Below are 8,814 nucleotides of genomic sequence, written 5' to 3'. Positions count from 1 at the left end.
TCCCGCACGAAGAATTAAGAAGTGCAGTCAGCCTTCTATTTTGTCATTCCAGTCCGCCACGGCGGAGAATCCATCTTCGTCCGTGCAGTCGGGCGTCTCTGCCTGACTGTCTCGACGTGTCGGGCATCCGCCGCCGCCGCCCGACACCACACGGTTCACTTAATTATCGTCAGCTTGCCGATCTGGCTTCTTCCCTCTGATTCTACCACCCAATAATACAAACCAGATACCGCCAATTGGGTGTTCCGTGTCATTAAATCCTGAGTATTTCTTTGCTGTTCACTAGTAAGAGCGGCATAGAGTTGAAAGATATGATTACGGGAGAAATGAAAATTATCGCGGGGGGGGGGCATCTTGAAGCCGAGCCGACTAATATAGCCGCCAAGCGGGCCTGTGTGAATCCTATTATGTCCGAAACGCATTAAAAAAACCATGGTCAAACCTCTCCGAGGCGAGCATCCAGCATTCCCTACGGTCATTGCTTCCTTCGGTCTCAGATGCCTTCAGCCGCAATCCTCTGGTGAAGTAGTAAAACCAAGTCAATTACGCACGGGTTGTCTAGCACTTTCCGGGGATAATTAATGCGGCGGTTCATCACATGCTCAATGTAATCTCAGACAGTATCAGAATGTGGCACAGTCAAAACAAACTATTTGTATTCGGCAATCAGACGCAAGCCATCAAGCGTCAGAAATGGGTCGACACGTGTGATATGTCTCGAATATGTCTCGAATCCGGACGACAGCCCCCCTGTAGCTATAACTATTGGATTTTGAAATGCGGCTTCAGCGATTATTCGCTCGATAAGATAATCCACTTGCCCGACTGTGCCATGAAAAAGCCCCGAGGTGAGAGCGTCAGTTGTTGATTTTCCGATTACATTTTCTGTTGGCTCAAACTTTATCTCAAACAATTTTGCGGCCTTTTGCGTCAAAGCTGTCATTGATGTTTCTATCCCCGGGAAAATAACTCCCCCAAGAAACTTCCCATCTTCGGTTATTGCCTCGATCTTTGTGGCAGTCCCGAAATCGACAATGATAAGCGGTTTGCCGACTCCCCCATACTTGATAAACCCAGCGACAACATTAGCAATTCTGTCGGCGCCAAGTTGTTCAGGGTAGCTTACTACCAATGTTACTGGAAGTCTCAACAATGATGAGACAACTAATGACCGGCATTTAAAGAGGTTCTGTATGGCATTTTCAAAAACAGGAGTCAGTTGCGGCACAACCGAGCCGATGACAGCTTTCTCGACAGGGGAGTTGCCGTCTATACATTGCTTTACACTATCCTCTAAGAAACGTGTTGCCTCGTCGACTGATATATCTCGTCGAGATACAAATCGCGAGTGGGTGATCATAATTTGTCGCTCAAAAAGACCGACGACAATACTGCTGTTACCAATGTCGAGTGCAAGTAGCATGATCAAAGAACATGCAGTAATCAGATAAAGTCAAATGGTGAGTGTCGACAAACAGTGGTGCCCTGTTCGCAAAGACAGTCGGGCAGGGACGCCCGACTGCACAGAATACCGGGATGAGACAGAAAGCAAGAACCTCAAATCCGTGTCGTCTATTTCGGCATCGGTTTCCAGAGGCCGACGATTGTTCCTTCGGGATCTGAAAGCCATGCAAAATGTCCCATGCCCGGGACCTCGGTCGGCGTTACGAGCGTCTTTCCGCCTATTTTACCGGCTTTATCAAGATAGATTTGGATATTGTCGACCTCGACATACACAATCGTATAGTTATGCGGTTCATGGCCGAGCGAATTAATATGACCCATGATTCCCTCTTTGGTGCCGGTATCAATCATGGCCGCCGGGCCGTAGGCTTGCATCTTCCAATCAAAGAGCGAAGCATAAAATTTCTGGGTTGAGGGGTTGTCTTTGCAACCAATCTCGAAGAAAACTACCGGATGTGCCATGGATAATGTCCTTTCTAAAAATGTTGTAGTTCCAAGTTCTATCACAAATAATTGTTATTTTCACTAAATGGACGAATGAAGCATACAAATCGGGACGTAACAGGACAATCATTTTTTACGGAGTCGCGCGTTGAAACAAATAGCCGGTGTAACATGGCACTGACGATCGTTTCTTGAGGTACTGGCCCCGAGGAGCATTTGTGATTACCGAAACTCTCCCAGCTCGGCCCGACCAATTCGGACTCACAAGAATCTAAGCATGTTCTCCCAAACATTGCTGTTGTTTTCAGTTTTCGCTGAGTTCTTAATCGATTATCTTTGAGTAATGGACATTCTCACCCGCCAACTCACCATCGCTGACTTTGAGCAGATACGATCTGTCTGGGATATTGCCGGACTTTCGTACAAACCCGGCGGCCGGGAAAGTTATGATGCCATGAAAAAGGAAATGGCCAACCCTGCTTGTGCCTTCTTTGGATTATTTTCTGAAACACGTGTGCTCGGTGTGGCGATTGCCAATTTCGATGGCCGCCGCGGCTGGATAAATCGGCTGGCTGTCGATCCGGATTTCAGGGGGATCGGGCTTGCCGGTCGGCTTATCCGCGTCTGCGAAGATTTCCTTTATTCTCGCGGGGCATTGGTGATTGCGGCGTTGATTGATGAAATGAATGATCCGTCAACTTCGGCCTTTCAAAAGGAAGGATTTGGGTGTGTCCCTGAAATTCGTTATTTTTCAAAATACAAGACATCTGAATCGTAGAGTATTATAATAATAGTCTAACAAACGGTTCGCTTATTGGAATCTGACTGTCAGGTGATCCATATGAGTTGCCGGGTGAAAATAGAATATTCATAAACAATAGTTTGAGGAACGAACAAACATGAAGCTCAAGGTATTATTATTAAATTCTTGGAGAGTTGTAGCTCTTACTCTGGCAGTCTCTTTTATCGCCGGATGTTCTTTCGAGCCTGAGCGAGGAACGCCTGAATATTACGAAAAATATATCGATAGCTTTCTTGATAGCTTGGCCGCAAATTCCAGTTCAGCTCTTCGCGATAACCTTGCGCTCTGGCCCGCAGATATTGTTGTCCCGGCGCTTACCTCCGCGCTCGACAGCAACCCCAACTTTCAGACGGATCAAGCGCGCGCGTCGGGATATTCCCTCCTTCAAAAGCTAAAAGCATACGAGACCGTCCAAGGACGCGCCCTCTACGTTAAAGGACTAAACGATAACACCAAGGTCGCGCAGCAATCCATCTCTTCGCTCATACTTGCTTTGCCCACCTACGGACACGAAGTGATTCCAGCTTTGACACTTGCCTTGCTTAACGACAGCCTGCCCGAGACACTTCACATTGAGATCATTCGCGGCCTGCTCAATATCCATTACCAAGGGGATTCACTGGTTGGAAGGCTCACACAGTTTTTTAGCGATACATCTCTCCATGAAGCCCTTCGCACAACTGCAATGCAGGGGATCTTAGCCTTCGGCGGCGCGGAGGCCGCTCTGCCGCTTCTAAATAATCTTGATACAACCGGTCATAAGGCCGCAATTTTTGCATTGGGGCATTTCGGAGGCGTGACTGGAGGGACATTGAGCGCGACTCCGGAAGTGCGGGAGAACGCTCGTGAGTTCGTGCTTTCGAGCATGACTCATCCTGTTGAAAGCGTCCGCATCGCAGCGTTCCGTTCGTTATCGGGATTGTATGGGAAAGAGTGGTTTGTTGAACGCGATGGCGTGTATGCGCTCAATGACGACATAAAGCCGGCCATTCGAAAAATGATTAAGGCCGAGCCGGATGCGGCTAAAAGAGAAAGACTTGAGAAAGAGCTGGTTCTGCTGGATCAGCATGAGCAACGGCAGAAGAAATAGTTAGCTGTCTTCGCATAAAAAAAAACGGCGGACTGTGTGAGTCCACCGCTTTGAACATTCTGGTTATAAAAACATAATCTAAGACTTTGAAACCAACTCAAATGCGCTCTTGAATGTCCCATGGTCGCGCGAGCCGACAAATCGCTGAATCTCTTTTCCCGACGGAGAAAGAAAGATTGTTGTCGGGACGGCTGTGATGCTTCCGAATTTAGAGACAACACTCTCATCTCCCATAAGTTGTATCCATCGCATATCGGCTTTGGCCGCGTAGCCATTTACTTTTTCAGGCGTATCATTTAAGGCAATAGATACAATCTCGACGCCTTGGTCTTTATATTCATCATAGAGTTGCACCAGCGCGGGGATTTCGGCGCGGCAAGGAGGGCACCATGTCCCCCAAAAGTTAATTACCACGGCCTTCTTGCCAATCCATTCGCTTGAATTCCGCAAGTTTCCATCGCTGTCATAAGCCGCAAACGATACCGCGCTCGGATCAAGCATAATTTCTTTTGGGCTTTCGGTAATTTTGCCGTCGCTTGGAACGATCCCTTGGGCCCCCGAATCGGTCGATGCAACTTTGGGAAGCGACCCTGCGGTATCCTGTGGGACGGACTGGCCGATATTGGCCGGCTGATTATCAGTAACGGAAGAGGAGTCGTCGCCGGTCTGCGAAGCGCTGTCGTCTTTACTGCATGCTAACAATAGCGCAACAAGTAGAGAAATTGATAGGATATGTGTGATCTGTTTCAACATTGGAATTCCTGAACAAAAGGTTTCATTAAACTTAATATCTCTTATACAGAAGCCAATATAGATTTGGCCAGCAGACCTGTCACCAATAAAAGCGGACTATTTCTTTATTTCGCTCTTTTCGGCGTTGTTTCCCGTGCGGGTCGTGTCGTATTTGTACTCTTTGACGTAATCAAAGACTTTGAGCATGGTGGCGCTATCCCTATATCCAGGCAGAGGACCGACTTTTCTCCCCTCATGGGATTGAAACCAAAATGCCGGGTAACCATCAACCCCAAATTCAGTATGAGCTAAATCTTTCTGCGTGATTTTATATCCGTCGAATTCCAACAGACTATCGGTATCTCCCCAGACTTTAACTGGGATAAAATTTTCATTTACCGCTCGTATGACTGCGGTATCTTGGAATGTTTCCTTGTCCATCTTTTTACACCAGCCGCACCAGACGGCAGTAAAGTCAATAAAGAGATGTTTCTTTTCGGCCTTGGCATACGAATAGCCGACATCGTAGGGAAGCCAAGTAATTTTAGTTTTATCGATTTGTCGTTTCGGAAGTTTATCGGATTTGGCAGGTTTTGGGGCTGCCATAAGGAAAGTGGCCGCGGTGAAAAGTAGTAAGACGGAGAGAATAGCTGGTAGTTTTGATTTCATGGGAAATGTCTGCCTTATCGAGTTATTTGTTTCTCTCAGCTGGTTCACTCATATTATCGGGGATAGGCCGCAAATAAGCCGATGACCCACCGAGTATTTCTTTTAGTCTATTCAACAGCTCAAAATCGAGCGTGACCGAATACTTTTTCGCTCGTATATAAACTTCCGATCCGTTTTCTCTGGCCGCGACCAGTACCGGCGCGGTGCCTTTGTATTCACTGAGCGAGGCCAATGTCTTTTCTAATGTACTGTCGGAGCAATCTGCGCTTATCTTTATTACCAGTTGGCATTTGAATCGTTCGGCCAGCTTCTCCAGAGCAACAATTTCAGTTCCGACAATCTTCGGGTATTCTCCTTCACGGGTCGAAACCCGTCCGGTCACCAGAACCATCCGCTCAACCTCTATACAATCTTTGCCTTTCTCATAACAATCGGAAAAAAGGATGAGTTCCACGTTTCCCGAAAAGTCTTCAAGAGTGGCAAAAGCCATGGCGTTCCCTTTTTTATCAAGCTTCTTCTTAACCGATGAAATAATCCCGCCGACAGTCACTTCTCGTCCATCGGGTATTTTGGCTAAGCCTTCGGTTGCGCAGGTAGTGAACAAGCGAAGTTCATCTTTAAACCTGTCCAACGGATGCCCGGAAATATAAAAACCAAGCATTTCTTTCTCTTTTGCAAGTCGGATCGAGGTCGGCCATTCGTCGATTTGTTCATACTCGGGGGCTGTCCGCTCAACCGCTCCTCCGCTGAGGGCAAAGAGATCATGGCTGTTGGCTTTTTCGAAAGCTTTCTGTCCAAATTCAAGTATCCGTTCGACTGCGGCAAATTTCTGTGCCCGACTGCCTTGGAGAGAATCGCATGCGCCACCGGCGATCAATGACTCAAGCGTTCTGCGGTTTATCATTTTTGAGGGAATGCGCCCGGCCATATCAGCAAGGCTGGTGAACTGTCCTTTGGTTTTTCTTTCAGTCATAATCGAGCGTGCCGGGCCTTCGCCAACATTCTTAACAGCCTGAAGTCCAAAGCGGATAGTTCCCTCAGCCACGCTAAAATCAAATAAAGACTCGTTGACATCGGGTGGAAGTACGGAGATTCCCATTCTGCGGCATTCCTCGAGAAGGACATATATTCTATCGCTGTCCTGCATTTCGGAGGTCAGGAGTGCGGCCATGTAATGCGCTGGGTATTTTGTTTTAAGCCATGCCGTTTGATAGGCAATAAAAGCGTAGCAGGTCGAGTGGGCCTTATTGAAGCCGTAGCGGGCGAAGGTTTCTATCCGGTTGAAAACTTCATCGGCGACTTTTCGGTCGACTTTGTGTGCCTCGGCTCCGGCCAAAAATTCAGCTTTCTGAGCCGCCATGAGCGCGGCATCTTTTTTACCCATCGCTTTCCTAAGTGTGTCGGCCCGCCCCATAGAATAACCTGCGAGTTGGTTAGCAATGCTGAGAACCTGCTCTTGAAAGACAATGACGCCATAGGTTGCTCCCAGAATCTGCTCGAGCTTGGGATGCAAATGTACGATATTGGCCGCCCCTTTTTTGCGCTCGATATAAATATCAATCATATTCGCCCCTTTTGGGCCTTCGTAGTCGAGTGGGCCGGGACGGTAGAGCGCGTTCATGGCGGTGATGTCATCAAAATTCTCCGGCTCCAGCCGCCTGAGATAATCGCGCATTCCACTTGATTCAAACTGAAATATCCCGATGGTCTCACCTCGGGCGAAAAGTTTGTAGACCTCGGCGTCGTCGAGAGGAATGGTATCAAGATCTATTGGTCGGTCGGGAAAATCCTGCGCGATCATAGCCAGCGCGTCCTCGAGAACGGTCAATGTCCGCAATCCCAGAAAGTCCATTTTGAGCAGGCCGACTTCTTCGACCATCTTCATATCAAACTGTGTGGTTATTTCGTCGCGGCTCCCTTTAAAAAGCGGCACATAGTTGGTAAGCGCCGAAGGCGCAATCACCACACCTGCCGCATGGGTCGATGCATGCCGCGCCGAACCTTCGAGAATAAGCGAGAAGCGGATTAACTTCTCTATCCGTTTGTCTTTTTTCTGCAACTCGGCAAGTTCAGGAACTTTGGAGATGGCATCCTGAAGACTGATTCCGGGGATATCCGGGATCATTTTGGTGATTCTGTCAACCTCGCCGTATGGAATCGAGAGAACGCGTCCGACATCGCGGAGCACCCCGCGGGCCATCATAGTGCCGAAGGTAATAATCTGACAGACATTATCCGCGCCGTATTTGGCGATGACATATTCGATAATCTTGTCTCGTCCGCGGTCGGCAAAATCGATGTCTATATCGGGCATTGAAATTCGCTCGGGATTTAAAAACCGCTCAAAGAGCAAATCGAAATGAATGGGATCCATATTCGTGATTCGCAAAACGTATGACACAAGCGAACCGGCAGCCGAGCCGCGTCCGGGGCCAACCGAGATTTTTTGTGAACGAGCGTAATCGCAGAAATCTTTTACAATGAGAAAATAACCGGCGTATCCCATTTGTTTGATGACCGAAAGTTCGTAATCAAGACGCTCCTGAATCTTGGGCGTAATCTTTTCATATCGTTTGGCCAATCCCTCCTGCGAGAGGTTTTTGAGAAACTCATCGGCATCTACAAAAGGGCGCGGAATTGGAAATATCGGCAGTAGTAGCTTTCCGAATTCAAGCTCTACGTTGCAGGACTCAGCGATATGAACAGTATTTTCCAATGCCGTTTTGAAATCACCGAATTGATATTCCATCTCCTGGGGAGATTTAAAATAAATCTGGTCTGAATTATATTTCATCCGATTTGTGTCTTCAACCAGCTTACCGGTCTGGATGCAAAGGAGACAGTCATGTGCCTCGGCATGTTCCTGTTTGAGGTAATGACAATCGTTTGTCACGACCAAAGGAATGCCGGTCTCGCGAGAGATGGCATCGACACGAGGAATAAGCCATTTTTCTTTTTCGATACCATGATCTTGAATTTCGAGGTAGAAATTCCCTTCGCCAAAAATTTCGGCCAGCTCACGAGCAGATGCAACAGCGGCCTCAGTATCCCCCTTCAGAAGATTCCAGTTCACTTCGCCCTTCATACAGGCCGAGGTCGCGATGAGCCCTTCGGAATATTGCTTGAGCAAGGCTTTGTCTATTCGCGGACGGTGATAAAACCCTTCAAGATATCCGGCTGTCGAAAGCTTCAGCAGGTTCTGATACCCTATACGGTTTTTGGCGAGCAAAACCAGATGAAACCCGCCATCGGGATAGACCGACGATGGTTTTTTGTCAAACCGGCTTCCTCCGGCAACATAGGCTTCAGTGCCGATTATGGGCTTTACACCGGCCTTGATTGCCTTTTTATAAAACTCAGCCGCTCCAAAAAGATTCCCATGATCGGTAATTGCCAGGGCGGGCATCTTATACTCGCGCGCCATTTCGATAGCGGCATCGAGTCGGCAGGCGCCGTCGAGGAGAGAATATTGGCTATGGGTATGCAGGTGAACGAAGTTGGCAAATTTCATTTCAAATTTTCTTAATCGCTGGCAGATTGTATGTAGGGTTAAGATAGCCCGGATATGAGCGGATGGTCAATCATTTTGTGGAATGAGAACCGATTATCTTGG

The 8,814-nt window shown here is 47.9% G+C and carries 7 protein-coding genes; 2 read left to right on the top strand and 5 right to left on the bottom strand.

Annotated features, from left to right (window positions below):
- Window positions 1–649 precede the first annotated feature (649 nt).
- Both SGI97_09310 and SGI97_09305 read right to left on the bottom strand, forming a co-directional pair.
- Window positions 650–1,423, bottom strand: a complete 774-nt coding sequence (locus tag SGI97_09310) for a type III pantothenate kinase (GenBank protein MDZ4724083.1) — start codon at window positions 1,421–1,423, stop codon at window positions 650–652.
- 149 nt (window positions 1,424–1,572) lie between these two features.
- A complete protein-coding gene (locus SGI97_09305; protein MDZ4724082.1) occupies window positions 1,573–1,926 on the bottom strand; it encodes a VOC family protein in 354 nt (117 codons plus the stop codon).
- Between the two features lie 325 nt (window positions 1,927–2,251).
- Between SGI97_09305 and SGI97_09300 the strand changes: the two genes are divergently transcribed.
- Complete coding sequence (locus SGI97_09300) at window positions 2,252–2,686, top strand: GNAT family N-acetyltransferase (GenBank protein ID MDZ4724081.1); 435 nt, start codon at window positions 2,252–2,254, stop codon at window positions 2,684–2,686.
- A gap of 121 nt (window positions 2,687–2,807) precedes the next feature.
- Window positions 2,808–3,800 (top strand): hypothetical protein, encoded by a 993-nt coding sequence (locus tag SGI97_09295; GenBank protein MDZ4724080.1) that lies wholly within the window; start codon window positions 2,808–2,810, stop codon window positions 3,798–3,800.
- A gap of 78 nt (window positions 3,801–3,878) precedes the next feature.
- Here SGI97_09295 and SGI97_09290 read toward each other — a convergent pair whose 3' ends face one another.
- The 3 genes from SGI97_09290 to SGI97_09280 form a co-directional block, all read right to left on the bottom strand.
- Window positions 3,879–4,553 carry a TlpA disulfide reductase family protein gene (locus SGI97_09290; GenBank protein ID MDZ4724079.1) on the bottom strand — a complete coding sequence of 225 codons (675 nt, stop codon included), beginning with the start codon at window positions 4,551–4,553 and terminating at the stop codon, window positions 3,879–3,881.
- A gap of 96 nt (window positions 4,554–4,649) precedes the next feature.
- Complete coding sequence (locus tag SGI97_09285) at window positions 4,650–5,201, bottom strand: thioredoxin fold domain-containing protein (GenBank protein MDZ4724078.1); 552 nt, start codon at window positions 5,199–5,201, stop codon at window positions 4,650–4,652.
- A 22-nt stretch (window positions 5,202–5,223) separates the two neighbouring features.
- Window positions 5,224–8,712 (bottom strand): DNA polymerase III subunit alpha, encoded by a 3,489-nt coding sequence (locus tag SGI97_09280; protein MDZ4724077.1) that lies wholly within the window; start codon window positions 8,710–8,712, stop codon window positions 5,224–5,226.
- Window positions 8,713–8,814 lie beyond the last annotated feature (102 nt).

Source organism: Candidatus Zixiibacteriota bacterium (genome assembly GCA_034439475.1).
In the GTDB taxonomy this organism is placed as follows: Bacteria; Zixibacteria; MSB-5A5; order GN15; family FEB-12; genus JAWXAN01.
This window is presented reverse-complemented; position numbering and strand designations above follow the sequence as displayed.

Bases quoted from the DNA above. Each gene is read 5' to 3' on its own strand.
- SGI97_09310 (MDZ4724083.1), bottom strand. From the start codon at position 1,423: ATGCTACTTGCACTCGACATTGGTAACAGCAGTATTGTCGTCGGTCTT.
- SGI97_09295 (MDZ4724080.1), top strand. From the start codon at position 2,808: ATGAAGCTCAAGGTATTATTATTAAATTCTTGGAGAGTTGTAGCTCTT.
- SGI97_09280 (MDZ4724077.1), bottom strand. From the start codon at position 8,712: ATGAAATTTGCCAACTTCGTTCACCTGCATACCCATAGCCAATATTCT.
- SGI97_09290 (MDZ4724079.1), bottom strand. From the start codon at position 4,553: ATGTTGAAACAGATCACACATATCCTATCAATTTCTCTACTTGTTGCG.
- SGI97_09305 (MDZ4724082.1), bottom strand. From the start codon at position 1,926: ATGGCACATCCGGTAGTTTTCTTCGAGATTGGTTGCAAAGACAACCCC.
- SGI97_09285 (MDZ4724078.1), bottom strand. From the start codon at position 5,201: ATGAAATCAAAACTACCAGCTATTCTCTCCGTCTTACTACTTTTCACC.
- SGI97_09300 (MDZ4724081.1), top strand. From the start codon at position 2,252: ATGGACATTCTCACCCGCCAACTCACCATCGCTGACTTTGAGCAGATA.